A 25951-nucleotide genomic window follows, 5' to 3' on the forward strand; every position below is an offset into this window, starting at 1 on the left:
TCTACATAACTAAAAGCAATAGATGCAACCACAGCGTGCACGGCGCACCGCAATGCAGCGCCGCGATTCCCCGTATTCGGCGTAGGAACGCCATTTCCGGGCACGGACGCACTATTTCGGGTAGGCGCAAACCCTGACGATTTTCCGCTTGTTCGGGCGCGATGCTTGAATATAGTATACGAGCACGGCCGGCACACCGATCGGCCGGACATCACTACACCTCGACCCCCGGAGCAGTCATGCAACATGAAGCCGTGATCGGTGCCGCGCACTGGATCTATTTGTCTGGGGTTGCCGTCATCGTGCTGACGATGATCCTGCGCGCCAACGTCGTCGTGCCGTCCATCGTCGGCACCTGCCTGGTTGTCTTCGCGCTGACGGGCAGCCCGGTGGCCGCGCTCGGCGGCATCTTTTCCGCCAGCCTGGTGGCGGCCAAGGAGTTGTTCAACATCTTCCTGGTCATCGCGTTCATGACCGCCCTGCTCAACGCGCTCAAGACGTTGCGGTCGGATATCCGCATGGTCGAGCCGTTCCGGGTGGTGATGAAGAACGGGCATTCCGCATTCTTCATCCTCGCTGCCATCACCTATGTGATCTCGCTGTTCTTCTGGCCCACGCCGGCGGTACCGCTCGTTTCGGCGATCCTGCTGCCGGCGGCCATCGCCGCCGGCCTGCCGCCACTGGCCGGCGCGATGGCGATCGCCATCGCCGGCCAGGGCATGGCGCTGTCGTCGGACTACGTGATCGGCGTTGCGCCCGGCATCAGCGCGAAAGCCGCCGGGGCCGCCGTCAGCGCCGCCGTGGTCGCGGATCGCGCGCTCACGCTATCGCTGATTACCGGCGCCATCGCGCTGTGCCTGGCTTATTTGTCCATGCGCAAGCACATCGTGCCTGCCAGCGGCGCGCTGCTGGACCGCTGGCAGGCGCGCGCCACCGGAGCCCAGCCCGCCGTCGATGGCGGCACCTTCGACAAGGCCGAAATCGCCCGCGGCACCAGCCACAGCGAGCCGCTCGCCACCGATACCAATATCGAGGCAAGTCTGGCGATGGTGGCGCGCCGGCGAGTGAAATGGTCCAAGTGCTTTGCGGTGGTAACGCCCATCGCATTCCTGACCGTGGTCGCGGTGATGGTGCTGCCCAAGCTCGGCAGCGGCCTGACCGAACTGAAGGGCGGCGACGCGGCCGCGCTGGTGGGCGGCGTCGCCGCCGTGCTGATGATGCTGGCGACGCTGGCGGCCGAAGGCCCGCGCAGGATGCTGGACGTCTGCCCCGAACACATCACGGACGGCTTTGTCTTCGCCTTCAAGGCCATGGGCTCGGTGCTGCCGATTGCGGGCTTCTTCTTCGTCGGCGCCGGCGAAACGGCGGCGCAGATCCTCGGCCTGCCGCCCGGCAAGGCGCCGAGCCTGCTGTTTGAGCTGATCCAGGCGTACCAGCATCTGATCCCGGACAACCATGTGCTGGTGGCCTATGGCGTGCTGCTGGTGGGCATGATCACCGGCATCGACGGCTCGGGCTTCGCCGGGCTGCCGCTGACGGGCACGCTGGCCGGCGCGCTGGGTCCGGTGGTCGGCTTCGATCCCGCGACGCTGGCCGCGGTGGGCCAGATGGGTGCGGTGTGGACCGGCGGCGGCACGCTGATCGCCTGGTCCTCGCTGATCGCCGTGGCGGGATTCGCCCGCGTGCCGGTGCTCGAGGCGGTGCGCGCGCTGCTGCTGCCGGTGGTGATCGGGCTGGCCTGCTCGACCGCGGCCGCGATGCTGCTGTGGTCCTGAACCTGTGGATTGCCCGGCCGCTGGCCCCATCGCCCGCGGTCCGGACGGATTGATCAAGCGTTGTTAGCAGGATGAGCCTTATGCCAAGAGTTCTTTTTCACAAGCACGGCCAGGTCTTCGAGGACGAGGTCAAGGACAACACGAATCTGGTGGTACGCGCCGGCATCAAGCAGTTTCCCTATCCCAACCTGCGCTACGAATGCGGCATGGGCAAATGCTCCAAGTGCGCGTGCCGCGTGCTGGCGGGCGCCGAACACCTGCCGGCGCCGAACTGGAAGGAAAAGAAGCAGCTCGGCGAGCGGCTCGACCAGGGCTATCGCCTCGCCTGCCAGCTGTGGATCTCGCACGATATCGAGCTGGCGCAGGACGAGGAAATCGCCGCATAGGCGCGGGGCATGCCATGTACGTGATCCTCACCAGCCGTCCCGGCCAGTTCCGCACCGAGCCGGTCGATGGCATGAACGAAATCGAAGCCTACGACTACGGCTTTTACGGCAGGACCATCGCGCATTTCGTCATCGCGGAAGTGGACCGCCCGGTCAAGGTGCGCGTGGTCGAAGACACGCCCGCCGCCATCGTCAACCACGTGCCCTCGAAATTTCTCGAGCACTTCGACACGCTGGACGCTGCGCGCGCCGAACTGCGCAACCTTGCGCGCTTCGGCAGCATGGACATCACCCTTACCCGCGTATGAGGCCAGCCGACACGGCGCCTCGAACGGACCCTTTGCATCGACCATGATCCAGATCACCTTTCTCACCAATGACAACAAGGTCGTCTCCGCACCGCCGAACAGCAATCTGCTGCGGGTTTCGCTGCGGGAAAAAGGCGGCATCCCCTTCAAATGCGGTGGCGGCCTGTGTGGCACATGCCGTTGCCGCATCGAGAGCGGACGCGAGCACACGGACGACGTGAAGGCCAAGGAAAGAAAGCACCTGACCGAGGCTGACATCGCCGACGGTTATCGCATGGCGTGCCAGACCTTCGTGCATGGGGACATCAGTGTGTCGTGGCAGAGCAGCAGGACGGCACCCGCGGTTGCCGAGGAGGAGCGGCAGGCCTGAGCGGCCGCCGCGCCTACAGCCTGCAGTCGGCCGGCGCGGCAGTCCCGCCGGCGAGATTGCGCATCAGTGCTTCGTGACAGGGGCCGCAGCACGGCGCCGCAGCCAGTCCATCGCAGGGGCGGCGCGCCTGCCTGGTGCGGTGGTCGTCCAGCGTTTCCTTCATCCGTTGCAGCAGCAGCCCGAGCGTGGCGCGCTCGTCCACGCTGAACGGCGCGGCGGAGACCGAATGCAGCGCCTTCACGCCTTGCTCGATACGCGACAACCGGGCGCGCACGGGCTCCAGGATGTCGGGCCTGGCAGCGGGGTCGCCTGGCGCGCACGGACGGCCCTGCCCGTCGACGAACACGATCCAGGAATCGGCATGCAACTGCTCCAGCAGATGCTCGGCCAGTTTCGCGTCGACGAAGACAGCGCCGCGATAGCCCTGTCCCCGCTCGAACTCCCCTTGCGCGATCGCTCGCAACAACAGCAACTTGGCGTAGGTCAGACCCGACGCCGACAGCGTCTGGTCCAGTGCGCCCTGCCATGCCGTGACGGCATCGATCAGAGCCACGACGGTCGGTTCGACCGACTCGTTCGGTTTTGTCACCATGCGCCGACACCCCCCTGTGATTATTTATGCGCTTCTCTTGCGGCCTGGGTCGTCCTTTGGCGACACCGGAAGGCCGTGAAATCCGGACGGAAATGTCCGGCTTCAAGACTTAACTTACTGGTTTCTTACAACCCTAACAGAAAGGTATGTCGGGTTGCCCCCTCACTACGGGAAAACGCTGACAACGGCGCTACGGCACGTGCGCGGCAGTTCGCACCGGCGGGATCTCCACGATTCACAAGTTCGCAAGCCGTACGTGACGCGCGCCTGGCGGCCGTTACAAGCGCGCGGGAAAACTTTGCACCGCGCGTAACGCCGCACATCGCGACGGCAATGCGGCGGCGCACGAAGGCCCCGGAACCGCTTGCGAGCACCGGCGTTGCGAAAGCGCCGACGTAGCCATCCGGAGGAACGTTTCTTGCGCTCGTTTCGATGTCGCGCGCGCACCGGTCCAGGCTCGGTTGCGCGACGCGGTGGTTCCAATGCAATGACGGAGAGCGAACATGAACGATCGTGGCAATGCACGCGCCAACCCCAACGGCAACGCGCCCGGCCAGCGGCGGATCGCGTCGGATGCAAACGAACGCGCCGGTTACGGCACGGAAAACTGGAGTGCAGAGCGCGTCGGACGCGGCGACTTCAGCCGCGGCATGGAATGGTTTCCCGAGGACGAACGCACCGGCGAGGTACTGGAAACGTGGCGCCACCGCGGCTATGGCGGCGGGCGCGGCGCACGCGCCAACGCGCACTACACCCATGGCAATCCGGGCGGAGTGGGCCACGGCTATGGCGAGGGCAGCTATGGCGTCGCGGACGCCGAGCGCGCGGGGCAGCAGGACACGCCCCGGCGCCCCCGGGTATGGCCCAAGGGCTATCAACGCTCGGACGAGCGCATCCGCGAGGAGGCGATCGATCGCCTCGGCCGCGAGCGCGACATCGAGCTCGCGCAGATCACGCTGGATGTCGCATCCGGCGTGGTGACACTGGGTGGCACGGTGCAGGACCGGCGCGCCAAGCGCAGGATCGAAGATCTCGTGGACGAAGTCGACGGCGTGACCGAGATACGGAACGACATCCGCGTCTCTCGCTGATGCCGGCACGCGCGAGGGGCGCGCGAGGTGCCCTCAGCCCGCCGGCAATCGTTCCACCAGGAAATCCACCAGCGCCTGCTGCGCCACCGGCAGCAGCCGCGCTGCACCGACCAGCGCAAGTTCGGTCGGCGCGGGCGCGGCGAAGCCGGCGCGGCCGGTCAGCACCCGATGGTCCCGCTGGACCGCGGTCGACGGCAGCAGGCTGATGCCGAGATTGGCCGAGACCGCCGCCTGGATGCTGGGCAGGCTCTGGCTGGTAAAGGCGATGCGCCAGCGCCGGCCCGACGATTCCAGCGCATGGATGGCGCGGTTGCGGTACAGGCAGCCCTGACCGAACACGAGCAGCGGCACGGGGTCCTGCCGCAGCGCCAGTTCCTTGCCGGCTACCCAATGCAATTTTTCCGGCCAGCGCGCCAGCGCCGTCCCGCTGCCCGCGTCGCGTTTGACCAGGGCGAGGTCCAGGTCGCGCTGCGCGATCTTGCGCTGCAACTCGACGCTCAGGCCGTTTTGCGTGTCGAGCCGGATGCCCGGATGGCGCTGCGCGAAGCCGGAGAGCAAGCCGACCAGGCGCTGCACGTCGAAGTCCTCCGGCACGCCCAGCCGGATCGCCCCCACCGCGCCGCGCGTGCGCATCAGCGCCTCGGCCTCCTGCGCCAGGTCCACGAGCCGGCGCGCATAGCCGAGCAGCCGCTCGCCCTCCTCGGTCAAATGGACCGCCTTGCCGGCCCGCTGGCGCAGCAGCAGCGGCTGGTCCAGCTGCGCCTCCAGCTTGCGGATCTGCTGGCTGACGGTGGACTGCGTGCGGTTGACGCGTTCGCCGGCGCGCGTGAAGCCTCCGGCATCCACCACGGAGACAAAGGTCTTCAGCAGTTCGAGATCGAGCATCGTGGCCTCAAAATCGGATTTGCAAATTTACTTCGCATCATAATTTAATTTTCCAATGGCGCGCGCGGTCCTTAGCATGGGGCATCTTCACTATCCACGATCGCGAGGCTCGCATGACACCCACCACCCGCCCCGAATGGCTGACCTTCGACTGCTACGGCACGCTGATCCAATGGGACGAGGGCCTGCTCGCCTACGTCGGCGAGCTGCTCGCCCGCAAGGGCAGCCCCGACGTCGATCCCGGCAGGTTCATTGCCATCTACGACGAGCATGAGCACCGGCTCGAACAAACCCCGCCGCATCGCACGTTCCGCGACATCTCCGCGCTGTCGCTGCAATACACGCTCCAGGCGCTGGGCCTGCCCTACGAGGCCAGCGATGCCAGCGACCTGGCCGCGCATATCGCGCGCATGCCGCCCTTTCCCGAAGTCGTCGACACGCTGGCCTGGCTCAAGGCGCAAGGCTTCCGGCTTTGCATCGTGTCCAACACCGACGACGCCATCATCGCCGGCAACGTGGCGCAACTCGGCGGGCATATCGACCGGGTCGTCACCGCGGAGCAGGCGCGGGCCTACAAGCCATCGCCCCGGCTGTTCGACCACGCCCACCGGGAGCTCGGCGTACAGCGCGACGAACTGCTCCACATCTGCGCGAGCCCGCATCTGGACCTGACCGCGGCGCGCGACATGGGCTTTCGCTGCATCTGGATCGATCGCGGCACCGTGCGCAAACCACTGCCCGACTATGTACCGGACGCGGTGTTGCCCGACCTGGCACAAGTGCCCGCCGTATTCGATACTTGGGGCTGGACCCGGCACTGAAGGAAGAAAACGATGGCACATGAACTGAGCGCGACCCGCCCGAGCCCGGGCTGGCACCGGCAGGTGTCGGTGGACGATCCGCGCGTGCGGCAGGCCCGCGTGGATCTGGCGGCCAGCCTGCGCATGGCCGCGCGGCTGGGGCTGGCCGAGGGCATCTGCAACCATTTCTCGGCGCTGATACCCGGCGTGCCCGACGTCTTCGTGGTCAATCCCTATGGTCTCGCCTTTTGCGAGGTGACGGCCTCGAGCCTGCTGGTGTGCGACTTCGAGGGCAACGTGCTGGCCGGCGACGGCCGGCCGGAAGCCACCGCTTTCTTTATCCATGCGCGCCTGCACCTGAACAAGCCGGGCGCGGTGGCGGCCTTCCACACCCACATGCCCAACGCCACCGCGCTGGCCATGGTCGAGGGTCCCCCGCTCGCCTGGGCAGGCCAGACGGCGCTGAAGTTCCATGGTCGCGTGGCCGTGGACGAGCACTTCAACGGCCTCGCCCTCGATACGCACGAAGGGGATCGCATCGCCACCGCGATGGGGGATGCGGACATCCTGTTCCTGAAGAACCACGGCGTGATGGTCACCGCCCCGACCATCGCCGAGGCGTGGGACGACCTGTACTACCTGGAGCGCGCGGCCGAGGTGCAGGTCCGCGCGATGAGCACGGGCCGGCCGCTGCAGCCGGTGCCCGACGAGATCGCCCGCAAGACCGCGGGACAGATGCGCGAGGGCGACCCGGAGAGCGCGCGGCTGCATCTGGAAAGCGTCAAGCGGATCCTGGACCGGCACGAGCCTGACTATGCGAGCTAGCGCGGCGGCGCATCCGATGGCCGCGCGGATACCGGCGCGGGTGACGGCGCGGGTGCCGGGTCAGACCCCGGCTCGCTGCCGCCGCATGTCCCCGAACAACTGCTTCGCGTACTGCCGGAAGTCCACCTCGAGCGTATAGCGGGCGGACCCGACGAAGCGCCGTGCCACATAGTCGTTGTGCCGGCGCACCTCGCTCGCCATGACGTCGCGCTGGGGCAGCGCGGTCTCTCCCGCCAGCACGGAGGCCAGCCAGCGCGCCTGGATTTCCACCAGCGGAATGGTGGGGCCGATGGGCTGCACGAGTCCCAGCAGGTAAAGGCCGGGCCGGTCGGGCGGCAGCATCCGCCGATAGAGCGCCACCGGCTCCTCGCCGACCGCGAACACCTCGGCGTCGAGAAAGGGAAAGCTGGCCTTGTAGCCCGTGGCATGGATGATGGCATCCACCGCCTCGCGGCTGCCGTCCTCGAACACGACGTGGCCGCCGTCGAGGCGGCTGACATTGGGCTTGACGCGGATCCAGCCGTGGCCGCAGTACGGCAGCAGTTCCTGGCTGAGCGTCGCGTGCTCGCGCCAGATCTCGTGCCGCGGGCGCGGAATGCCGAAGCGCGCCTGATCGCCCGTGACCGGATAGGCCAGCCAGCGCATCAGCGTGCGCACGACGCGCGTGGGCAGATGCAGTCGCCGGCCCAGGAACGAGGACCAGCGATCGGTGGGAATGCCCATGATGTACTTGGGCATGACCCACGCGCTGCGGCGCGTCGACAGGAACGTGGCGCGCGCGGACTTGCACACGTCCACCGCCACGTCGACCGCCGAGTTGCCGATGCCGACGATCAGCACGGACTTGCCCTGGAACGGCTCGGCCGTGCGGTAATGATGCGAGTGGATCTGTTCGCCGTCGAAGGTGCCCTCGAACCGTGGCCAGCGCGGATCCCACAGATGCCCGTTGGCGACGATCACGGCGCGGTAGCGCCCCGCCGTGCCGTCGGCCAGCGTGACGCGCCAGCTGCCGTCGCGCAGCGGCTCGACCTTGTCGACCCGACTGTTGAAGCGGATATGCGGCCGCACGCCGAAATGTCCGGCGTAGCTTTCGAGGTATTCGAGCACCTGGTAGTGCGACAGGAAGTCCGGATAGCGCGGCGGAATCGGAAAGTCGGAATAGCCCAGGTTGTTGCGGCTCGTGTCGATATGCAGGCTGCGGTAGGCGGACGACATGCCGTTGTCGTTCTCGTACCGCCACATGCCGCCGATATCCGAGCCCAGCTCGAAACAGTCGAAGGCGATGCCCTTTTCCTTGAGGGCCTTCGCCGCCGTGACGCCGGACGACCCGGCGCCGACGATGCAGACGGGAAGGCCGGCGATATCGGAGGTGACATCGGCGGTGACATCGGCGGTGGTGGCCGCGTTGGCCTGGTCGCTGGCGCGCATGGACGGCGTTGCCCCTTGTGTCGGTCGCTGCATGGTGGTCGCGTGCCGTTCAGCGGCTGTCGGCGCTGCTGTCGGCCCGTCTGTCGGCCCGTCTGTCGGCGAGATGGCGGGCGACGATCTCGTCGATGCTGGCATCGGCACGCAGGCCCAGCCCGGTCGCGCGGCAGGAAACGAACTCGCGCGGCCAGCCGTCGACGATGCGCTGCAACTCCGGGTCGGGCGCGTGGCGGATGCGCGCGGCCGCCGCCGCGCCGCCATGCCTGCCCACCGCGGCCACCATGTCCGCGACGCTGACCGTCAGCGCCGGCAGGTTCATCGCGCCGCCGTGCGGCAGCGCGTCGCGCGGGAGGTCGTGCAACGCGATCAGCGCGCGGGCCACGGCGTGGGCCGACGCCACCGGCAGCCGCGTGTCGGCACGCAGGCCGCACACCGCATCCCGTCCGGCCAGCGGCTCGCGCACGAGGGCGGCAATGCGGTCGGACACCGTGGGCGTGGGCGAGCCGGGACGTATCAGCACGATGGGCAGCCGCAGCGCGCGGCCATCGATCCTGCCCTTGCGGGTTTCGTCGGCCAGCAGCAATTCGGCAATGGCCTTGTGGGTGCCGTAGGTGGTGTCCGGCGCGGCGCGCATGCGGTCGTCGACCACGTCGGGCAAGGCGCCGCCGAACACGGCGATCGAACTGGCGAAGACCAGCCTGGGGCGCCGTATGGCCTGGTCGATCAGGCCGCGCAGCGCTTCGACGTTGACCGCATACGCCGACGCCGCATCGCGTTCGGCATCCAGCGTCAGGCTGGCGGCAAGATGGAACACGCTGTCGGCCTGCAGCGCGGCGAGCTCCCGTACGAAGGCGGGATCGCCCAGGTCGCCGGCGAGCCCGCGCGTTGCGAACGGCGCGTGGGGCGAGGCGGGCGTGGGAGCGCGATCGGCCAGCCACAGCGTGTCGATCGGTTCGGCCTTCCCTTCGGCATTGTTCAGCCGTCCCGCCTCGTATAGCGCCTCACGCAGCGCCGAGCCGATAAAGCCCGCCGCCCCCGTTATCAGTACGCGCATGTCTCCGTCTCCCCGAGCATCTTCGGAAACATACTACTCAGTAGGTTTTCTTGACGCAAGACTGCGCCGCGGGGATGCGGGATTGTCCCTATCGGCTCGAAGCCGATAGCCCGTTCAGGATGCCGCCCGCTTGTGTGCCGACGCGCTGCGCCCGCGCCGGGAAGGCGCCGGCTGGCGCGCGCGCACGCCGTCGATGAGCGTCCTGACCATCTGGTCGGCCAGCCGGGCGCGGGCATCCGCGTCCGCATCGGCTTCCGGCCGATACCAGATCAGCGACCACTGGATACCCCCCAGCAGGGTCTTGACCGCGATGGACACATCGACGTCCGCCAGCGAGCCTTCCTGCCTGGCGGCGCTGACCTGGTCCTTGAACAGCTGCTCGAAGCGATCGCGGCTGGCGATCAGTTCATCGAGCGTGGCGCGCTGCCCCGGCGTGGTCGCGCCGAAGCGATGGATCTGCACGCCCTGCGCCACCACGCTTTCGAACGTATGGTGTTCCAGCACCGCCATCGCATGGGCACGCAACATGGCGGTCAGCACCGTCATCGCATCGCCCCCGGTCTGGCGCGCCGGCTCGATGGCGGCAAACAGATGGGCCATGCCCTCGCGATGCACGTCGAAGAACAGCTCCACCTTCGACGCGTAGTGATGGTAGACGCGGCCCTTGGTCGAACCGAGGCGCCGCGCCACGTCGTCGATGCTGGTGGCGTGGAAGCCCCGTTCCATGAAGCACTGCGCCGCCTGCGTAAGGATTTCCTGCTTGCTGGGAGTCCTGCCTTCTGCCATTTGCCGGGTCTCGGGAATTCGCTCAGACGAGACTATAGCGGGCGCAACCCGGGCAGGGCGGCGCAGGCGGCATCCGAGGCGCCGCCCTGCCTCGCCGCCCACGCCGTTCAGCGGGCCGGGGGTGCCAGCACTTCCAGGATCCGCCGGCCGATGTAGTCCGCGTGCGTCTCCAGCGCGAAGTGGCCGGTGTCGAGCAGTTCCACCACGGCATTGGGATTGTCGCGCCGGTAGGCCTCGGCGCCCGGGGGGATGAAAAACGGATCGTGCTTGCCCCAGATCACCAGCGTCGGCACCTGCGTGCGGCGGAAGAATGCCTGGAAGGCGGGGTACAGCTCGAGGTTGTTGGCGTAGTCCAGGAACAGGTCGAGCTGGATGTCCTTGTTGCCGGGGCGCTCCAGCAGCGCGGCGTCCAGCGTATAGGACTCGGGCGCGACACGGCGGGGATCGTCCACGCCATGCACGTACTGCCAGCGCGTGCCTTCGAAGTTCAGGATGGCGTCGTGGACCACCTGGCGATTGGCCGGCGAGGGATCGGCCCAGTAGGCCCGGATCGGCGCCCACGAATCGCCGAGCCCGTCCAGATAGGCGTTGCCGCTCTGCGAGACGAAGCCTGTCACACGCTCGGGATGGGCCAGCGCGAGGCGCAGCCCGGTCGGCGCCCCGTAGTCGAACACGTACATGGCATAGCGCTCGAGCCCGAGCGCATCGACAAAGTGGCCCAGCGTCCTGGCCAGCGCGTCGAAGGTATAGACATAGCCCCGTTCATCGGGGACCTCGGTGAAGCCGAATCCCGGCAGGTCGGGCGCGATCACGCGGAAGCGCGTGGCGAGCTGGGGAATCAGATGGCGGAACTGGTGGGAGGAACTGGGAAAGCCGTGCAGCAGCAGCATGACCGGCGCGGCGGGGTCGCCCGCCTCGCGGTAGAAGACACGCACGCCGTCGGCATCGGCGTAGCGGTATTGGACGGTGGCATCGAAGGGTGCGGCGGTGGTCGTCATGTCGGGCCTCTCTTGGGTTTTAGTAACCATATATATCGACTCTTGCAGGTTACATCGTGAGCGCAGTATTGTCGCGGCAAGGTAACCTGTCAAGTGTTTTTTAAAGGTTACGAATTGGTGCAAAGCGCCATTGCCGTAGACCATCATGGCCGCGAGCAACCCGCGCCGGGCGTAGAACCGGCGCGGGTATCGATGCGATGTAACTGCATAGGGATTCCTCCATCGGTTACAATCACAGCAGCCCATTACGCCCTTTTCCGATGACGGACGCCCTTTCCGACGAAGTCCGGCCGGCCCTGGCCGACGAGGCCCACATGGTGGCCGACCATCCCGCGCTGGACATGCTCAATACCGGCGGCGACATGCCCGACGGCCGCGCCTTCGAGCACTGGCGCGACGACGCCGACGTGGCGCGGTGGCTGTCGCGCACCGCCTGGCCCGTGGATACGAAGCGGACCGCATGGGCATCCGGGGAACTGGTGTCGGCCGCCAGGGAGTTGCGCGAGGCGGTGCGCGGTCTGGTGACCGGCCGCAAGACGGGACGCGCCGCCGACCCGGAACCGCTCAACCGCTTTCTGCGCAAGGCGATCAGCTATCCACGACTGGTCTGGCATGCGGGCGGCAATCCCGAGCTGGTACGCGAAACCGAGGCCAGCGGCGCCGCAGGGGCGCTGTTGCCGCTGGCGGAAGCGGCAGCCGAACTGCTGGCGAGGGGCGACTTCGCGCTGGTGCGCCAGTGCGAGCATCCCGAATGCGTGTACTGGTTCTACGACCGGACCAAGTCGCATCGGCGCCGCTGGTGCAGCATGGCGCTGTGCGGCAACCGGTACAAGGTGGCCCAATACCGCAAACGGCAGTCCGACGCGTAGGCCCCACCATGAAGCGGCAATTCGACGACCTCCAGCTTGGCAGCATCGAACTGTTCTGCCTCGCCGCGGAGCTGAGCAGTTTTACCGCCGCGGCGGTGGCGGCCAGCGTCACGCCGGCGGCGGTCAGCCGTTCGGTCTCGCGGCTGGAGGCGCGGCTGGGAGTCCGGCTGTTCGTGCGCACCACGCGCCAGATCCGGCTCACCGACGAAGGGCGCCTGTACTACGGCGAATGCCGCGAAGCGCTGGCGCGGCTCGTCGATGCCGAACGTCGGGTCACGGGTCAGCATGGCAGCCCGGCCGGGCTGCTGCGCGTCAGCCTGCCGACGCCCTACGCGCACTATCGCGTGCTGCCGGTGCTGCCGGAGTTTCGCGCGCGCTATCCGCAGGTGCAGGTCGAGGTGCATATCAGCAACCGGAACGTCGAGTTCGCGGACGACGTGTATGACCTGTCGGTGCGCGGCAAGGCGCCGGACGATTCCAACCTGATCGCGCGCAAGCTCGAAGACGCCGAGTTGGTGCTGCTGGCTTCCCCCGCCTATCTGGCGAGGGCCGGAACGCCTGCCACGCTGGAGGATCTGCATGCGCACGACTGCATCCAGTTCGACCTGCCCAGCAGCGGCCGCCGCCTGCCCTGGGCGCTGCGCCAGGACGGCGAGGACATCGACGTCATCACCACGGGCAACTACGGCTGCGCCGAGGATGTGCTCGGCGGCGTGACGCTGGCCCGCGCGGGTGCGGGCATCTTTCAGACCTACCGCTTCGTGGTCGAGGCCGACCTGCGCGATGGCGCGCTGGTGGAGGTGCTGCCGGCGTGCGGCGGCGCCACGCGGCCGTTCGTGCTGCTGTACCCGCACGCACGGCACATGTCGCTGCGGGTACGGGCCTTCGTAGATTTCCTCGTGGAAAAGTTCGCCCACTGAACGCTGGCGTACCGCGTCGCGCGGTACGCCCGGGCCGCCTACCAGTGGCCGGCGGTGGCGCCGCCGTCCACGGGCAGCACCGCGCCGCTGGTGTGCCGCGCATCGGTCAGATACAGCACGGCGTCCACCACGTCCTGCGTCGCGCCGATGCGTCCCGACGGTTGCAGCGTCCTGAGGAAATCATGCGCCTGCGGCGTATGCATCGGGGTATCGATGATGCCGGGCGCGACCGCGTTCACCTGCACGTTGTACGCGGCCAGTTCGAGCGCCAGCGCGCGCGTGGCCTGGTTCAACCCGCCCTTGATCAATACGGGCAACAGCGCCGGCACCGACAACGTCGGCTGCATCGCGATGCTTGCCGTGATATTGACGATATGGCCCTGGCGGTTGGCGCTCATATGGCGCGCGGCCTGCTGCGTGATGTAGAAGAAGCCCTTCAGGTTGGTGCCGACGATGTTCTCGACATCCTCCTCGCTGTAGTCGGCGACCGGCTTGGCGATAAAGATGCCCGCATTGTTGATCAGCACATCGACGTTGCCGAAGCGCTCGATGGCGCGCGCGAAGATCGCGGCCGCGATGCCGGGCTCGGCCACGTCGCCCGCGACCGCCAGGAAGTTGCCGGGATTGCCGAGCTTGTCGGCCGCCGCGTGCAGGCGTTCGAGCGAGCGGCCGTTGCCGACCACGTTGTCTCCCCGTTCCAGGTAGGCCCGCGCCAGCGCGAAGCCGATGCCGCTGGAAGCACCGGTAATGACGACGGTGCGGGGCGGGGTCCGCGAGTGCGTCGATGTGGTGGATGTGGGGGATGTGGCCGAATGGGCCTGTGCAACGGTGTTCATGATGTGGCTCCGTCAAAGGACGTATCAGGTTGCGGCCAAGGGAGAAGCGGTGCGTCCTCCGCTGGCCTTGGTCGCCACTATAGGAACCCGATCCTCCCCGATAAATCGCGTGGACGGAACATGACTTGATACACGGCGGAATGAACGCGCGCTGTGTGGCGATACGGGCGATACGGGCGATACGGGCGATACGGGGCGATGCCTGGCTATGCCGACGGCAGCGCCGACGGCAGCGTCAGGCGAAACGTCGTACCGTGCCCCGGCGCGCTGTTGACCGTCACCTGACCGCCCAAGGCCCACGTCAGCGTACGAACGATGGACAGGCCCATGCCCAGGCCGGCATGGACGCGGGTGCTGGATGCATCGAGCCGGGTGAACGGCTCGAACAGCTTGTCGTGATCGGCCGGATCAATGCCGGGGCCGGTGTCGCTGACGGCGATCTCCACGGCCGGCATGTCGGGGCTGCCGCCGCGCCGCAGGCTCACCGTGACGGTGCCCGCATCGGTATGGCGCAGCGCGTTGGCCAGCAGGTTGCCCACGATCTGTCGCACCCGGCGCGGGTCGGACACCATCCGGTGCGTCTCCATGTCGTGCGTGCATGCGATCGCCACGGGCCTGCCTGCCGCCTGCCGCCCGGCGTCCTCCACCAGCTCGCGCAGCAACGCGGCGATGTCGAACTCCGCGATTCGCAATTCCAGCTTGCCCGCTTCGAGCAGGGCGTAGTCGGTCAGGTCGTCGATCAGTTGCAGCAAGTCCTGCGCGGCGCCTCGGATGCGTGAGATCGCCAGCCTGTCCGCTGCGCGGTGCCGATGGGAGAGCAGCACATCGACGGCGCCGGCCATCGCGTGCAACGGCAGGCGGAGTTCGTGGCTGACCATCGCCAGCAGGGTATTGCGCGCCTGGATGGTCGCGCGCGCTTGCACGGCATCGCGCCGCTCCGCCAGCAGCGCCGCACGCTGCCGCTCGATGGCGCGCCGGCGTCGGTGCAGCCCCAGCACCAGGTGCGCCAGCGCGGCGCCGCAGAGCAGCACGACGACGGCGCTGGCCCGCAACAGCCGGTCGCGCTTGTGCAGGACATCCTGGAAGGCGCGCTCGCGCTGCTGCGTCTCCAGGAGGCGAACGTTGTTGAGCAGTCCGTGCAGCGGGAACCAGTACTGCTGCGCGGTCCGCAGCATGTCCTCCGCGGCGTAGGGATCGTGCGGCAGGCTCGCCATGCCGGCATCGAGCCGGCTCATCATGGCGCGCAGCTGCCGCATGGCATCGTCGTACTGAGGAAGTCCGGCCCCGGAAGCCGGCACGGCGGGCGGTGTCAGGATGGCGAAGGCGGCGTGCAGGTTGGCATGCCGGTGGACCAGTTCATCGGCACGGGCATCGCGCCCGGTCGTGTACAGCAGCAATTGCCGTTCGAACTGCAGATACGCCAGCTGATATCGCGCCACCGTCCACACGTAGCCTTCGCCCGTTCCGGCGGCGGTGGCCGGACTGGCCGGCGGCAACAGCACCGTGCAGAAGACGTAGACCCACAGCGCGGCCGCCGTCAGCGCCGCCGCGGCCAGCATCAGCGTCGGCTTGTTGCCCCAGCGTCCTCGTCCAGTCATCGCTTGCCCGCCCACATCTGCGCGGGCGGCGGCAGCGCTCGCCGCCCTGCCCTGTGTCCGCCCGCTGGTTGCCTGGGGGAACAGTGGCCACCGCCGCATGCGTGCGCGGCCTGGCGTTGCGTGACCACCGGTTGTCACGGCGGATGGTCGGGGCAAGCCCTATCGGTTCATTGCGGAAAACCACCACGGTTGCCGGTTCCTGGCGCGATGCGGGCGTCGGCCGATGGCATGTCATGACTGACATGGGACTGGTACCGCGCGCGGGCTCAGGCGCTCGCGCGTTGAACGATGGTGAAGCCGACGTCGAAGATGCGAGTCTCGAGCGGTTGGCCCAGCGCACGGCTGACGATGCAATGCGCCGCCAGTTCGCCGATGCGCGGACCATCGACGCGCACCGTGGTCAGCGCCGGATCCAGCTGCGCGGAAAAATTCAGGTCGCCGAAGCCGACCACCGCCAGCCTGCCCGGCACATCGATGCCCTGCGCGCGCGCCTCGATCAATACGCCAAGCGCGAGCGCGTCGGAGCTGCAGAAGATCGCGTCGGTATCGGGATGTTCCGCGAGCAGCGCCCGCAGCGTTTCCCGCCCATCGCCGAGCATGGCCGGCGCGGTGACGAAGCGCGCTACGGGCTGCCCCACGCCGAGCGCGCGGGCCGACTTGGCGAACGAAGACCAGCGGCGCTTGGACCGTACGTCGTCCGCGCCGATCAGCGCGAGTTTCTTGCGGCCCCTGCCGACCAGGAAGCGGCTGACCTCGCGCCCCACCGCCTCGTGCGAGAAGCCGACCAGCACATCGAGCGGCTCGGGCGTCAGGTCCCACGTCTCGACGATGGGGATGCCCGAGGCGAGCAGCCTGCGCCGGCCCTCGTCGGTGTGCACCACGCCGGTCAGCACGATGCCGTCAGGCCGGCGCGAGATGATGTCGGTGATCAGCTGGTCCTCGCCCGCCGAGCTGTAGCCGCTCTGGCCGACCATCAGCTGATAGCCGCGGCGCGCGAGGCCGGCGGTCAGTGCGCCGATGGTGTCGAGGAAGATAGGCCCGGTGAGGGTGGGCAGCACGGCCGCGATCAGCCGGCTGCGGCTGGAGCGCAGCGCCTTGGCGGCGCTGTTGGGCACGTAGCCCGTGCTCTCGATTGCCGCGCGCACCTTGGCCACGGTCGCGGCGGAGAGGTTCTCCGGCGCATTGAGTACGCGCGACACCGTCATGGCCGACACGCCGGCGAGCTGGGCAACGTCCTTCAGGGTAACGCGGATATGCGGGCCCTGGATGTCGGCGGGAGGGGGGACGGAGCGGGTGCGGGCCATGCGGCATTGTACTTGAGCGCATGTCCGCGACTGGCCGCCGGCAAGGATGGCGAACGGCCCCCTCGCCCGTTGGGACAAGGGGGCCGCGACGGTCCGGCCAGCGCTCGCGCCGGGTCATTCCAGCGTGATGCCGCCCTTCTCGATCACTTCCTTCCACCGCTTCAGTTCCTGCTGCTCGAAGGCCGCGAACTGCTCCGGCGTGTTGGCCACCACCTCGAAGCCTTGCTCGCTCAGCTTCTTCTGCATGCCCTCTTCCTTCAGCGAGCTGACCAGGGCGCCGTGCAAGCGCGTTTTCACGTCGGCGGGCAAACCCTTGGGCGCCGCCGCGGCTTGCCAAGAATACACTTCCACGTCCTTCACGCCGCCTTCGGCCATCGTCGGCACGTCGGGCAGTACCGGCGAGCGCTTGCCCGACGTTACGGCCAGCGCCTTGAGCTTGCCCGTGCGGATGTGCTGGAGCACCGCGTTGACGTTCTGGAACGATACGTCGACCTGACCGGCCAGCAGATCCGAGATCGCCGGCGCGCCGCCCTTGTACGGCACGTGCAGCCCTTCGGCGCCGGTCTTCTGCCAGAACAGCGCGGCGGTCAGGTGGTCGGACGAGCCGGCGCCCGAGTTTGCGAAGGTGACCTTGCCGGGGTTCTTCTTCATATGAGCCACGACTTCCTGCAGGTTGCCGGCCGGGAATTTCGGATTGGCGACCAGCACGTTGGGCGCGCGCACGGCCACGGTCAGCAGGTCGAAGTCCTTCGCCGGATCGTAGGCCAGGTTCTTCTGCAGGAACGGATTGACGGCGTAGACGCCGATCGAGGCAACCATCATCGTGTAGCCGTCGGCGGGGGCGCGCTTGACATAGGTCGCGCCGATCGCGCCGGTGGCGCCCGGACGGTTCTCCACGACGAAGGGCTGGCCGAGCTTCTCGTTGAGCGGCTGCGCCAGCATGCGCGCGATGGTGTCGGTGGAGCCGCCCGGCGGGAACGGCACCACGACGGCCACCGCCTTCTGCGGCCATGCGGTGGAAGCGAAGGCCGTCCCGGCCACGGCGGCACCGGCCGCGACGCCGATGGCAATCGCGGCGCAGCGGCGGGCCAGCGCGGCAAGGCCCATGCGAGGGGAGTTGGAAGATTGGCTCATGTTGTCTCCTTGTATGACCAGATGTCCTGTCGCGCCGCCCCGGTGCATGCCGGGTGCGGCAGCGCGTTCAGCGCACCATGCAGGGCAGCTTGTTGTTGAATTTCCAGTTGGGGATCAGGAACTGCATCGCCATCGCGTCGTCGCGCGCTCCGAGGCCCTTCTCCTGATACAGGCGGTTGGCACGCGCCAGCGCCTCCATGTCCAGCTCCACGCCGAGGCCGGGCGCCTTCGGCACCTGCACCATGCCGCCCTCGATCTTCAGCGGATTGCGCGTCAGGTGTTCGCCGTCCTGCCAGATCCAGTGCGTGTCGATGGCCGTGACCCGGCCCGGCGCGGCGGCGGCCACGTGCGTGAACATCGCCAGCGAAATATCGAAGTGATTGTTGGAATGCGAGCCCCAGGTCAGGCCCCACTCGGCGCACATCTGCGCCACGCGCACCGAGCCCTGCATCGTCCAGAAGTGCGGGTCGGCCAGCGGAATGTCCACCGAGTGCAGACGCACCGCGTGCCCCATCTGGCGCCAGTCGGTGGCAATCATGTTGGTCGCGGTCGGCAGGCCCGTGGCGGTGCGGAACTCCGCCATGATCTCCCGGCCCGAATAGCCCTCCTCCGCGCCGCACGGATCTTCCGCGTAGGCGAGGATGCCGTGCTTGTCGCGGCACAGGCGGATCGCATCGGCCAGCAGCCAGCCGCCGTTCGGATCCAGCGTGACGCGCGCCTTGGGAAAGCGCTCGTGCAGCGCGATGATCGCTTCCATCTCCTCCTCGCCGCGCAACACGCCACCCTTGAGCTTGAAGTCATTGAAACCGTAGCGTTCGTAGGCCGCCTCGGCCAGCCGCACGACGCCGTCGGCGTCCATGGCCACTTCGTTGCGCACGCGGAACCACGCGTTGTCGGCGCCCGGCTCGGTGCGATAGTCCAGCGTCGTGCGCTTGCGGTCGCCCACGTAGAACAGGTAGCCGAGCATTTCCACGGCATCGCGTTGCTGGCCTTCGCCCAGCAGCGCGGCGACGGGCACGTTCAGGTGCTTGCCCAGCAGGTCGAGCAGCGCCGCTTCGAGCGCGGTCACTGCGTGCACCGTGATGCGCAGGTCGAACGTCTGGTTGCCGCGGCCGCCGGCGTCGCGGCTGGCGAAGCGGGTGCGCACGTCGTTGAGCACGGCCTGGTAGTGCCCGATCGACTGGCCCACCACGTTGGTGCGGGCATCGAGCAGCGTCTGGCGGATGCTCTCCCCGCCCGGCACTTCACCGACGCCGACGTTGCCGGCGCTGTCCTTGAGGATCACGATGTTGCGCGTGAAGTACGGGCCATGCGCGCCCGACAGGTTCATCAGCATGCTGTCGTGGCCTGCCACGGGCACGACTTCCATTTCCGTCACAACGGGACAATCCAACTTTGCTTGCAGCACGACACCCTCCGGTAAATCCGCGATACAAGTTAGTTTAACGTTAACATAGAGGGCCATGGTAGCACGGGAAAACACCGAGCCGGCAAGCAGGGGCGTGCGGTGCCGCCGGTGTTGAGGTAACGTTGCCCTTTTGTCCGGGAGCCCGCCTTGTCCACCCTGACCATGCTTCGGGACGCGCATTTGCAGCGCGTCATCGCGTGGGCCGAGCATGAGGACAATATCCTCGCCCTGATCCTGACCGGCTCGCTTGCGCGCAACGATGGCACCGCGGACGCGCTCTCGGATATCGACATCGAGCTGATTGCGCGCCATCCGGCCCGGCTCGCCGCCGACGAGCGCTGGCTGGGCGAAATTGGCGAGCTCATCACCGTCTTGCGGCTGAACGCGGACGACGGCCAGGAATGGCCGACGCGGCTTGCCATCTACTCACCCGGCGTCAAAGTCGATTTCACGTTGGCCGGCGCCGGGCGGGTGTCGGCAATGAGCAAGGCGCGGAAGCTGGACCCGCTCTACCGGCGTGGATACAGGGTGCTGCTCGACAAGGCCGGCCTGGCCACCAACCTGCCCGTCTCGCCCTTTGCACCCCCGAGGCTGGCTCTGCCTTCACAGCAAGCGTTCAGCGACGCCGTCGAGGAATTCTGGTTCGAGGCATCGCACGTCCCCAAATATCTCGTGAGGTCCGAGTTGTGGCCGGCCAGGCTGCGGGACTGGGCCATGAAAGAGCTGCTTCTGCGCATGCTGGAATGGCACGCGCTCGCCAAGGGCGACCCCGCGCCCGACGTATGGCACAACGGCCTGCGCATGGACACCTGGCTGGATAGCGGTGTGCGCGCCCAACTCCACGAATGCTTTGGACGGCTCGACCCCGTCGAAGCCCGGCGGGCGTTCGACGCAACCATCGGGCTCTACAGCCGCGTGGCCAAGGAGACGGCCGGCCTCGCCAGGCTGCGATATCCCCAGCCCGTCGAAGACGGCATCCGCAGCGCAAACGCGCTGGTGTTCGGCCTCGAGAACCGCGGCCGCTGACCGGCTCACTGGTCGACCATCGCCTCGAACAGCCGCGCGTACTGGGACTGCCTCGGCCACAGGAAGCCGAGCTGGCGCACGGGACAGTCGCCCACCAGCGGCAGCCGCGCCACGCCTGGCGGCACCGCGGCCGCCTGGTAGCAATCCGGCACCAGCGATACGCCCAGCCCCATGCTGACGAGCAATAGAATGCCGTCCGGCGAATCGAGCTCGAAGCGCTCCTGCGGATGCAGGCCGCGCTCCTGCAGATACTGCTCGGCAAGCAGGCCGCCCCAGGTGCGGCGGTCGTAGCGGATCATCGGCTGCTGCGCCAGCACCGTGTCCGGGTCCTGTCCGGCCAGATGCGCCGGGGCCAGCAGCACCAGCGGCTCGGTGCGCAGCGTGTGCCAGACATAGGCCTTGGGGAGCTTGAATGGCGGCTCCACCAGCAGCGCGGCATCCACCTTGCCTGTCACCACCTGGTGGTACAGCTCGTGCGAGGTGCCGATCTCCATGGTCGCGTCCAGCCGCGGATGGCGCAGCGCGATATAGCGCAGCAGCGTCGGCATCACGTTGGTCAGCGCGGTGCGGATGGTGCCGATGCGCAGGCCGCCGGGAAAGCCTTCGGTCGAGACCGCCATCTCCAGCTCGCGCACGTCGCGTTGGAAGCGGCGCGCACGGGACAGCAGCCGCGCGCCGGCCTCCGTGAGCCGCACGAAGCGGCCCGAGCGCGTGACCAGCGGCGCGCCGAGCTCGCGCTCCAGCGCGCGCAGCCGCTGCGACAGCGCGGTGGGCGTGATGTTGATGCGCCGGGCGGCCTCGGCCATGGAGCCGCATTCCGCGACCATGACGAACGTATCGATAAATCGGGTTTCCATGGCATCGATTGGGAATCAACAAAAAGTGGATTCTGAACGCGAGAAAACGCAATTGTCTTGGAGTTTGCGGGTGCCCACAATAGCCGGACAAACCAATAAGGAGGAGACAGACCCATGGATCTCGGCATCGACGGCAAGGCCGCGCTGGTACTGGGCGCGGGCGGGGGACTGGGCGGCGCCATCGCCCGCACGCTGGCCCGCGAAGGCGCCCGCGTCGCGGTGGCGGACATCGACGCCCAGTCGCTGGCGCCCGTGGTGGCCGATATCGAAGCGGCCGGTGGCAAGGCCCTTGCGCTGCAATGGGACCTGGCCGATCTCGGTGTCGTCGAGGCCCGCGTAGCCGCAATCGAAGCAGCGCTGGGTCCGGTGGACATCCTCGTCAACAACACGGGCGGCCCGCCGCCGACGCCGGTTTCGGGCCAGGACGCCGCGGTCTGGCAGCGCTGGTTCCAGGCCATGGTGCTGTCGGTGGTCACCATCACCGACCGGGTCCTGCCCGGCATGCGCGAGCGCGGCTTCGGCCGCGTGATCACCAGCACGTCGTCGGGCGTCGTCGCGCCGATCCCGAACCTGGGGCTGTCGAACGCGCTGCGCACCTCGCTGGTGGGCTGGTCCAAGACCCTGGCCGGCGAGGTGGGCCGACACGGCATCACCAGCAATATCGTGCTGCCGGGCCGCATCGCCACGCCGCGCATCCGGTTCCTCGACGAGCAAAAGGCCGGGCGCGAGAGCCGCGCCGTGGAGGAGGTCCGCGCGCAGAGCATGGCTTCCATTCCCCTCGGCCGCTATGGCGAGCCGCAGGAATACGCCGACGTGGTCGCGTTCCTCGCGAGCGCGCGCGCCGCCTATGTCACCGGCTCGGTCATCCGCGTCGATGGCGGCCTGATTCCCAGCATCTGAACCCAACCACCCTGCGAGGCTAGCCATGTCCGTTGAATCCCTGCCGCTGGACGCGCGCACGATCGAAGTGCTGTCGAAAGTCACCACCGCCACGCTGACCACGGTGCTGCTCAAGAAGGGCCTGCGCAATGTGTGGATGCGCGGCGCCATGCCGCTGCACGCGGACAGCCCCCGGCTGGTCGGGCGCGCGTTCACGCTGCGCTTCGTGCCGGCGCGCGAGGACCTTGCCACCCCGGCATCGTGGTCCTCGCCGATTTCCACGCGCGCCGCCATCGAGGACATGCCGGCCGGCTGCATCGCGGTCGTAGATGCGATGGGCGTGAAGGACGCCGGCATCTTCGGCGACATCCTGTGCGCACGCATGGGCAAGCGCGGCGTGTCCGCGCTGGTGACCGACGGCGTGGTGCGCGATGTGGACGGCGTGCGCGGCACGGGGCTGCCCGTGTGGTGCAGTGGCGCGGCGGCGCCCCCGTCGGTGGCCGGACTGACCTTCGTCGCATGGCAGCAGCCGATCGGCTGCGGCGGCGTGGCCGTGTTCCCGAACGACGTCGTGGTGCTCGACAACGACGGCGCCGTGCTGATTCCGGCCGACCTGGTCGAGGCGGTCGTGAGCGAAGCGGAGGAGCAGGAGCGCCTGGAGGGCTGGATCATGCAGCAGGTCGAGGCCGGCGAGAAGCTGCCGGGCCTGTATCCGCCCAACGAGGAAAACAAGACTCGCTACCAGGCCTGGCGCGCGCAGCAGAAAGACTGACGCCTGCCGTAGCAAGCCGGCCGCGCTCGCGCCGGCACAAGGACAACGCCCGCATCCGGCGCGCGTTGCGGGAACGGTCGTGCCCGACACGTCCGTCATCACAACAACACCAGGGGACAACACATGACACAAGCCCACGCGGCATCGCGCCGTCGATTCGTATCCACATCGCTGTACGCGGCCATGGCGCTGGCCATGGGCGGCGCGCACGCGGCAACCGACTACCCCACCAAGCCGGCCACGCTGCTGGTCGGCTTCTCCGCGGGCGGGGCCGTCGACCAGGTCGCACGGCTGGTCGGCCAGGGGCTGGCCAAGGACCTCGGCCAGTCGTTCGTCGTGGAAAACCGCGCGGGCGCGACGGGCACCATCGCCGCCGACCTCGTGGCGCGCGCCAAGCCCGATGGCTACACGCTGCTGCTGGGCACGCAGTCGACGATGGTGGTCGCCCCGGGGATGTATCCGAAACTGCGGTTCGACCCGGTCAAGGACTTCGCACCGGTATCGCTGATCGCTTCGGTGCCGCTGGTGCTGGTGGTGCATCCGTCGCTGCCGCTGCATACCGTGCAGGACGTCATCAAGTACGCGCGCGAGAAGAACGGCACGCTGAACTATGCGTCCTCCGGCCCCGGCGGCCCGCAGCACGTCGCCGCGGAACTGTTCGCGACGATGGCGGGCGTGCAGATGGTCCATGTGCCCTACAAGGGCGAAGCCAATGCCATCGCCGACGTGCTGGGCAACCAGGTGCCGCTGATGTTCAGCAACCTGCCGACGCTGCTGCCGCACATCCGCAGCGGCAAGCTGCGCGCGATCGCGGTCTCGAGCCTGGAGCGCGCGCCGAGCGCGCCGAGCATTCCGACGGTCTCGGAAGCCGGCCTCAAGGGCTTCGAGGCACTGACGTGGTTCGGCCTCTACGCGCCGGCCGGCACGCCCACCGACGTTGTGCAGAAGCTGGAGCACGGTGTGAAGCTGGCCATGGCAAACCCCGACACGCGCGCCAGGATGGCTGCGCAGGGCATGAAGGTGGAGGCGTCCGACAGCGCCACGTTCAGGCAGTACATGGCATCGGAGAGCGTCAAGTGGGGCGATCTGGTGCGCAAGTCCGGCATCAAGCCGGAGTAGCCCGACGCCGCCTCCACTGCCTTCGCCACGACGAGAACCCCATGCTGTGCCTGGATGATTTCGAGGCGGCCGCGCGCCGCCGCCTGCCCGCGCCGGTGTTCGGCTACATTGCCGGCGCCGCGGAGCGCTACCGCTCGTTCCAGGGCAATCGCGACGCCTTCGACGACGTGGGCCTCGTTACGCGCGTGCTCGTCGACATTTCCCGCCGCTCCACCGAGACCACGCTGTTTGGCCGCACCTACGCGTCGCCCTTCGGCATCGCGCCGATGGGCCTGGCGGCGCTGTCCGCCTATCGCGGCGACATCGTGCTCGCGCAGGCCGCGGCGGCGGAGAACGTGCCGATGGTGATGAGCGGATCGTCGCTGATCCGGCTCGAAGAGGTGGTGCGGGTCAACGCCGACGCGTGGTTCCAGGCGTATCTGCCAGGCGACCAGCCCAACATCGTCGCGCTGATCGAGCGCGTGCGCGCGGCGGGCTACGGCACGCTGGTGATCACGGTCGATACCCCGGTGCCGCCCAACCGCGAGAACTTCGCGCGCGCCGGCTTCTCGGCCCCGCTGCGGCCCAGCGCGAAGCTCGCGTGGGAAGGCATCACGCATCCACGCTGGCTGTTTGGCACGTTCCTGAAGACCGTGTTGCGTCATGGCGTGCCGCATTTCGAGAACAACTACGCCACACGCGGCGCGCCGATCCTGTCGCCCAACGTGCAGCGCGACTTCTCGGATCGCGGCCATCTGGACTGGCGCCACTTCGCGCTGATCCGCAGGCTGTGGCCCGGCACCCTCGTGATCAAAGGCATCCTCGACGCCCGCGACGCCCGCATCGCGGTGGACGCGGGCGCGGACGGCATCATCGTCTCCAACCACGGCGGGCGGCAGCTGGACGGGGCGGTGGCGCCGCTGCGCGTGCTGCCCGGCATCGTACGGGCCTGCCCCGGCGTTCCGGTGATGCTGGATAGCGGCGTGCGGCGCGGCAGCGACGCCATCAAGGCGCTGGCGCTCGGTGCGCGCTTCGTGTTCGTGGGCCGCCCGTTCTGCTACGCGGCCGCCGTACAGGGGTTGTCCGGCGTGCGCAAGGCCATCGAGCTGATGAAGCAGGAAATCTCGCGCAACATGGCGATGCTGGGGGCGACCAGCGTGGACGCCATCGACGAGAGCTTTCTGTGGCCTTCGCCGCAAGGCATGGCAGCCGGCCCGGCGGCGGCGAGGGTAGCCGGGGCCTGACCGGGAGGCGCCCGGGCAGCGACAACCTGCCGCATCCGGCAGGCGCACGCACCCGAGGAGTTTCGTCTAAACTTTCAGAAATTACTGAAAGTTAGAAAAGCGCCCTCACCCATGCAGCTATCCCCCCTAGTCCAGCGCTTTGTCCTTCACTTCGGCGAAATGGGCAACCGCTGGGGCATCAATCGCACCGTGGGGCAGATCTATGCCCTTCTCTTCACCTCTCCCGACCCGCTCAACGCCGACGAGATCGCGGAGGCACTTGGCTTCTCGCGCTCCAATGTCAGCATCGGGCTGAAGGAGCTGGACTCCTGGAACCTCGTTCGGCTGTCGCACCTCCCGGGCGACCGCCGCGACTACTACTCCGCGCCGGACGACGTGTGGACCATTTTCCGCACACTGGCCGAGCAGCGGCGGCGCCGCGAGATCGATCCCACGCTGTCGATGCTGCGGGAGGTGCAGCTCGAAAGTGCCTCGACGGCCGCCGACCGTCATGCGCAGGCGCGCATGAAGGAGATGTACGATCTGATTTCCCTGGTGACCGGATGGTTTGGCGATATCCAGAAGCTGGACGTAGCCACCCTGGAGAAGCTCATGCGGCTCGGCGCCCGGGTAACTAAGCTGGTGGAAGTGAAGGACAGGATATCCGGCGCCCTCGGCAGCGACGCAAAGCGCCCGAAGCGCAAGTCCACCCGCACCGGCAAGGAGTGACGC

The 25951-nt window shown here is 68.1% G+C and carries 27 protein-coding genes; 15 read left to right on the forward strand and 12 right to left on the reverse strand.

The genetic code is table 11. The annotated features are described in order from the left end of the window. Positions 1–239 precede the first annotated feature (239 nt). The 4 genes from LDO27_RS05505 (at position 240) to LDO27_RS05520 (ending at position 2839) form a co-directional block, all read left to right on the forward strand. On the forward strand, positions 240–1775 hold the full coding sequence (locus tag LDO27_RS05505; RefSeq protein ID WP_222204860.1) for a hypothetical protein: 1536 nt from the start codon (positions 240–242) through the stop codon (positions 1773–1775). An 80-nt stretch (positions 1776–1855) separates the two neighbouring features. Further along, entirely contained in the window at positions 1856–2161 is a 306-nt protein-coding gene (locus tag LDO27_RS05510) for a 2Fe-2S iron-sulfur cluster-binding protein (protein WP_224040196.1), read from the forward strand. 14 nt (positions 2162–2175) lie between these two features. Further along, entirely contained in the window at positions 2176–2469 is a 294-nt protein-coding gene (locus LDO27_RS05515; RefSeq protein ID WP_224040198.1) for a ferredoxin, read from the forward strand. 43 nt (positions 2470–2512) lie between these two features. Beyond that, positions 2513–2839, forward strand: coding sequence for a 2Fe-2S iron-sulfur cluster-binding protein (locus tag LDO27_RS05520; protein ID WP_222204851.1), 327 nt, complete (start codon positions 2513–2515; stop codon positions 2837–2839). A gap of 13 nt (positions 2840–2852) precedes the next feature. Here the strand turns inward: LDO27_RS05520 and LDO27_RS05525 are convergent, their stop codons facing one another. Then, entirely contained in the window at positions 2853–3431 is a 579-nt protein-coding gene (locus LDO27_RS05525; protein WP_224040200.1) for a MarR family transcriptional regulator, read from the reverse strand. Between the two features lie 503 nt (positions 3432–3934). On the opposite strand from LDO27_RS05525, the gene LDO27_RS05530 reads away from it, so the two are divergent. Next, positions 3935–4522, forward strand: a complete 588-nt coding sequence (locus tag LDO27_RS05530; RefSeq protein WP_224040202.1) for a BON domain-containing protein — start codon at positions 3935–3937, stop codon at positions 4520–4522. Positions 4523–4555: 33 nt separating this feature from the next. Here LDO27_RS05530 and LDO27_RS05535 read toward each other — a convergent pair whose 3' ends face one another. Beyond that, complete coding sequence (locus tag LDO27_RS05535) at positions 4556–5407, reverse strand: LysR family transcriptional regulator (RefSeq protein ID WP_222204844.1); 852 nt, start codon at positions 5405–5407, stop codon at positions 4556–4558. A gap of 113 nt (positions 5408–5520) precedes the next feature. On the opposite strand from LDO27_RS05535, the gene LDO27_RS05540 reads away from it, so the two are divergent. Together LDO27_RS05540 and LDO27_RS05545 are read left to right on the forward strand one after the other, a co-directional pair. Then, on the forward strand, positions 5521–6228 hold the full coding sequence (locus tag LDO27_RS05540) for a haloacid dehalogenase type II (protein ID WP_224040203.1): 708 nt from the start codon (positions 5521–5523) through the stop codon (positions 6226–6228). 12 nt (positions 6229–6240) lie between these two features. Further along, positions 6241–7032: an aldolase gene (locus LDO27_RS05545; protein ID WP_222204839.1), complete on the forward strand. Its 792-nt coding sequence runs from the start codon at positions 6241–6243 to the stop codon at positions 7030–7032. 60 nt (positions 7033–7092) lie between these two features. Here the strand turns inward: LDO27_RS05545 and LDO27_RS05550 are convergent, their stop codons facing one another. The 4 genes from LDO27_RS05550 to LDO27_RS05565 form a co-directional block, all read right to left on the reverse strand. Further along, a complete protein-coding gene (locus tag LDO27_RS05550) occupies positions 7093–8493 on the reverse strand; it encodes a flavin-containing monooxygenase (RefSeq protein WP_224040204.1) in 1401 nt (466 codons plus the stop codon). A gap of 16 nt (positions 8494–8509) precedes the next feature. Next, positions 8510–9511, reverse strand: a complete 1002-nt coding sequence (locus LDO27_RS05555) for an NAD-dependent epimerase/dehydratase family protein (protein ID WP_224040205.1) — start codon at positions 9509–9511, stop codon at positions 8510–8512. A 114-nt stretch (positions 9512–9625) separates the two neighbouring features. Further along, complete coding sequence (locus LDO27_RS05560; RefSeq protein WP_224040207.1) at positions 9626–10297, reverse strand: TetR/AcrR family transcriptional regulator; 672 nt, start codon at positions 10295–10297, stop codon at positions 9626–9628. Between the two features lie 107 nt (positions 10298–10404). Beyond that, the gene (locus LDO27_RS05565) at positions 10405–11295 is read right to left on the reverse strand and encodes an alpha/beta fold hydrolase (protein WP_224040209.1); all 891 of its coding nucleotides are present in this window, start codon (positions 11293–11295) and stop codon (positions 10405–10407) included. A gap of 260 nt (positions 11296–11555) precedes the next feature. Here LDO27_RS05565 and LDO27_RS05570 point away from each other — a divergent pair, with 260 nt between their 5' ends. Both LDO27_RS05570 and LDO27_RS05575 read left to right on the forward strand, forming a co-directional pair. After that, positions 11556–12164, forward strand: a complete 609-nt coding sequence (locus tag LDO27_RS05570) for a CGNR zinc finger domain-containing protein (protein ID WP_224040212.1) — start codon at positions 11556–11558, stop codon at positions 12162–12164. A gap of 8 nt (positions 12165–12172) precedes the next feature. Continuing rightward, a complete protein-coding gene (locus tag LDO27_RS05575) occupies positions 12173–13084 on the forward strand; it encodes a LysR family transcriptional regulator (RefSeq protein WP_224040213.1) in 912 nt (303 codons plus the stop codon). A 38-nt stretch (positions 13085–13122) separates the two neighbouring features. On the opposite strand, the gene LDO27_RS05580 is transcribed toward LDO27_RS05575, so the two are convergent. The 5 genes from LDO27_RS05580 to gudD all read right to left on the reverse strand — a co-directional run bounded on the left by LDO27_RS05580 (position 13123) and on the right by gudD (position 19364). Next, positions 13123–13920, reverse strand: a complete 798-nt coding sequence (locus LDO27_RS05580) for an SDR family NAD(P)-dependent oxidoreductase (protein ID WP_224040215.1) — start codon at positions 13918–13920, stop codon at positions 13123–13125. 206 nt (positions 13921–14126) lie between these two features. Further along, positions 14127–15518, reverse strand: coding sequence for a sensor histidine kinase (locus LDO27_RS05585; RefSeq protein ID WP_224040217.1), 1392 nt, complete (start codon positions 15516–15518; stop codon positions 14127–14129). Between the two features lie 266 nt (positions 15519–15784). Then, positions 15785–16822, reverse strand: coding sequence for a LacI family DNA-binding transcriptional regulator (locus tag LDO27_RS05590; RefSeq protein ID WP_224040219.1), 1038 nt, complete (start codon positions 16820–16822; stop codon positions 15785–15787). Positions 16823–16936: 114 nt separating this feature from the next. Next, positions 16937–17929, reverse strand: coding sequence for a Bug family tripartite tricarboxylate transporter substrate binding protein (locus LDO27_RS05595; protein ID WP_377747306.1), 993 nt, complete (start codon positions 17927–17929; stop codon positions 16937–16939). A gap of 94 nt (positions 17930–18023) precedes the next feature. After that, positions 18024–19364, reverse strand: a complete 1341-nt coding sequence (gene gudD / locus LDO27_RS05600) for a glucarate dehydratase (protein WP_224040222.1) — start codon at positions 19362–19364, stop codon at positions 18024–18026. Positions 19365–19511: 147 nt separating this feature from the next. Between gudD and LDO27_RS05605 the strand changes: the two genes are divergently transcribed. Then, complete coding sequence (locus LDO27_RS05605; RefSeq protein ID WP_224040224.1) at positions 19512–20390, forward strand: aminoglycoside 6-adenylyltransferase; 879 nt, start codon at positions 19512–19514, stop codon at positions 20388–20390. A 5-nt stretch (positions 20391–20395) separates the two neighbouring features. Here LDO27_RS05605 and LDO27_RS05610 read toward each other — a convergent pair whose 3' ends face one another. Next, positions 20396–21247: a LysR family transcriptional regulator gene (locus LDO27_RS05610; protein WP_224040225.1), complete on the reverse strand. Its 852-nt coding sequence runs from the start codon at positions 21245–21247 to the stop codon at positions 20396–20398. Between the two features lie 114 nt (positions 21248–21361). On the opposite strand from LDO27_RS05610, the gene LDO27_RS05615 reads away from it, so the two are divergent. The 5 genes from LDO27_RS05615 to LDO27_RS05635 all read left to right on the forward strand — a co-directional run bounded on the left by LDO27_RS05615 (position 21362) and on the right by LDO27_RS05635 (position 25948). Next, a complete protein-coding gene (locus LDO27_RS05615) occupies positions 21362–22147 on the forward strand; it encodes an SDR family oxidoreductase (protein ID WP_224040227.1) in 786 nt (261 codons plus the stop codon). A 25-nt stretch (positions 22148–22172) separates the two neighbouring features. After that, complete coding sequence (locus LDO27_RS05620) at positions 22173–22898, forward strand: ribonuclease activity regulator RraA (protein ID WP_224040228.1); 726 nt, start codon at positions 22173–22175, stop codon at positions 22896–22898. A 123-nt stretch (positions 22899–23021) separates the two neighbouring features. Continuing rightward, positions 23022–24017, forward strand: a complete 996-nt coding sequence (locus LDO27_RS05625) for a Bug family tripartite tricarboxylate transporter substrate binding protein (RefSeq protein ID WP_224040231.1) — start codon at positions 23022–23024, stop codon at positions 24015–24017. Positions 24018–24058: 41 nt separating this feature from the next. Next, entirely contained in the window at positions 24059–25240 is a 1182-nt protein-coding gene (locus LDO27_RS05630; protein WP_224040233.1) for an alpha-hydroxy acid oxidase, read from the forward strand. Between the two features lie 111 nt (positions 25241–25351). Continuing rightward, positions 25352–25948, forward strand: a complete 597-nt coding sequence (locus tag LDO27_RS05635) for a GbsR/MarR family transcriptional regulator (RefSeq protein WP_224040235.1) — start codon at positions 25352–25354, stop codon at positions 25946–25948. Positions 25949–25951: the final 3 nt, after the last annotated feature.

The sequence above is a fragment of the Cupriavidus respiraculi genome (assembly GCF_914271545.1).
GTDB lineage: Bacteria > Pseudomonadota > Gammaproteobacteria > Burkholderiales > Burkholderiaceae > Cupriavidus > Cupriavidus respiraculi.

What these genes read in the sequence shown, in the direction of transcription:
- LDO27_RS05555 (WP_224040205.1), bottom strand. Translation starts at nt 9,511, where the DNA reads ATGCGCGTACTGATAACGGGGGCGGCGGGCTTTATCGGCTCGGCGCTG.
- LDO27_RS05560 (WP_224040207.1), bottom strand. Translation starts at nt 10,297, where the DNA reads ATGGCAGAAGGCAGGACTCCCAGCAAGCAGGAAATCCTTACGCAGGCG.
- LDO27_RS05620 (WP_224040228.1), top strand. Translation starts at nt 22,173, where the DNA reads ATGTCCGTTGAATCCCTGCCGCTGGACGCGCGCACGATCGAAGTGCTG.
- LDO27_RS05585 (WP_224040217.1), bottom strand. Translation starts at nt 15,518, where the DNA reads ATGACTGGACGAGGACGCTGGGGCAACAAGCCGACGCTGATGCTGGCC.
- LDO27_RS05540 (WP_224040203.1), top strand. Translation starts at nt 5,521, where the DNA reads ATGACACCCACCACCCGCCCCGAATGGCTGACCTTCGACTGCTACGGC.
- LDO27_RS05575 (WP_224040213.1), top strand. Translation starts at nt 12,173, where the DNA reads ATGAAGCGGCAATTCGACGACCTCCAGCTTGGCAGCATCGAACTGTTC.
- LDO27_RS05520 (WP_222204851.1), top strand. Translation starts at nt 2,513, where the DNA reads ATGATCCAGATCACCTTTCTCACCAATGACAACAAGGTCGTCTCCGCA.
- LDO27_RS05505 (WP_222204860.1), top strand. Translation starts at nt 240, where the DNA reads ATGCAACATGAAGCCGTGATCGGTGCCGCGCACTGGATCTATTTGTCT.
- LDO27_RS05625 (WP_224040231.1), top strand. Translation starts at nt 23,022, where the DNA reads ATGACACAAGCCCACGCGGCATCGCGCCGTCGATTCGTATCCACATCG.
- LDO27_RS05610 (WP_224040225.1), bottom strand. Translation starts at nt 21,247, where the DNA reads ATGGAAACCCGATTTATCGATACGTTCGTCATGGTCGCGGAATGCGGC.
- LDO27_RS05535 (WP_222204844.1), bottom strand. Translation starts at nt 5,407, where the DNA reads ATGCTCGATCTCGAACTGCTGAAGACCTTTGTCTCCGTGGTGGATGCC.
- LDO27_RS05630 (WP_224040233.1), top strand. Translation starts at nt 24,059, where the DNA reads ATGCTGTGCCTGGATGATTTCGAGGCGGCCGCGCGCCGCCGCCTGCCC.
- LDO27_RS05635 (WP_224040235.1), top strand. Translation starts at nt 25,352, where the DNA reads ATGCAGCTATCCCCCCTAGTCCAGCGCTTTGTCCTTCACTTCGGCGAA.
- LDO27_RS05595 (WP_377747306.1), bottom strand. Translation starts at nt 17,929, where the DNA reads ATGGGCCTTGCCGCGCTGGCCCGCCGCTGCGCCGCGATTGCCATCGGC.
- LDO27_RS05570 (WP_224040212.1), top strand. Translation starts at nt 11,556, where the DNA reads ATGACGGACGCCCTTTCCGACGAAGTCCGGCCGGCCCTGGCCGACGAG.
- LDO27_RS05510 (WP_224040196.1), top strand. Translation starts at nt 1,856, where the DNA reads ATGCCAAGAGTTCTTTTTCACAAGCACGGCCAGGTCTTCGAGGACGAG.
- LDO27_RS05525 (WP_224040200.1), bottom strand. Translation starts at nt 3,431, where the DNA reads ATGGTGACAAAACCGAACGAGTCGGTCGAACCGACCGTCGTGGCTCTG.
- LDO27_RS05580 (WP_224040215.1), bottom strand. Translation starts at nt 13,920, where the DNA reads ATGAACACCGTTGCACAGGCCCATTCGGCCACATCCCCCACATCCACC.
- LDO27_RS05615 (WP_224040227.1), top strand. Translation starts at nt 21,362, where the DNA reads ATGGATCTCGGCATCGACGGCAAGGCCGCGCTGGTACTGGGCGCGGGC.
- LDO27_RS05590 (WP_224040219.1), bottom strand. Translation starts at nt 16,822, where the DNA reads ATGGCCCGCACCCGCTCCGTCCCCCCTCCCGCCGACATCCAGGGCCCG.
- LDO27_RS05550 (WP_224040204.1), bottom strand. Translation starts at nt 8,493, where the DNA reads ATGCAGCGACCGACACAAGGGGCAACGCCGTCCATGCGCGCCAGCGAC.
- LDO27_RS05530 (WP_224040202.1), top strand. Translation starts at nt 3,935, where the DNA reads ATGAACGATCGTGGCAATGCACGCGCCAACCCCAACGGCAACGCGCCC.
- LDO27_RS05515 (WP_224040198.1), top strand. Translation starts at nt 2,176, where the DNA reads ATGTACGTGATCCTCACCAGCCGTCCCGGCCAGTTCCGCACCGAGCCG.
- LDO27_RS05565 (WP_224040209.1), bottom strand. Translation starts at nt 11,295, where the DNA reads ATGACGACCACCGCCGCACCCTTCGATGCCACCGTCCAATACCGCTAC.
- LDO27_RS05545 (WP_222204839.1), top strand. Translation starts at nt 6,241, where the DNA reads ATGGCACATGAACTGAGCGCGACCCGCCCGAGCCCGGGCTGGCACCGG.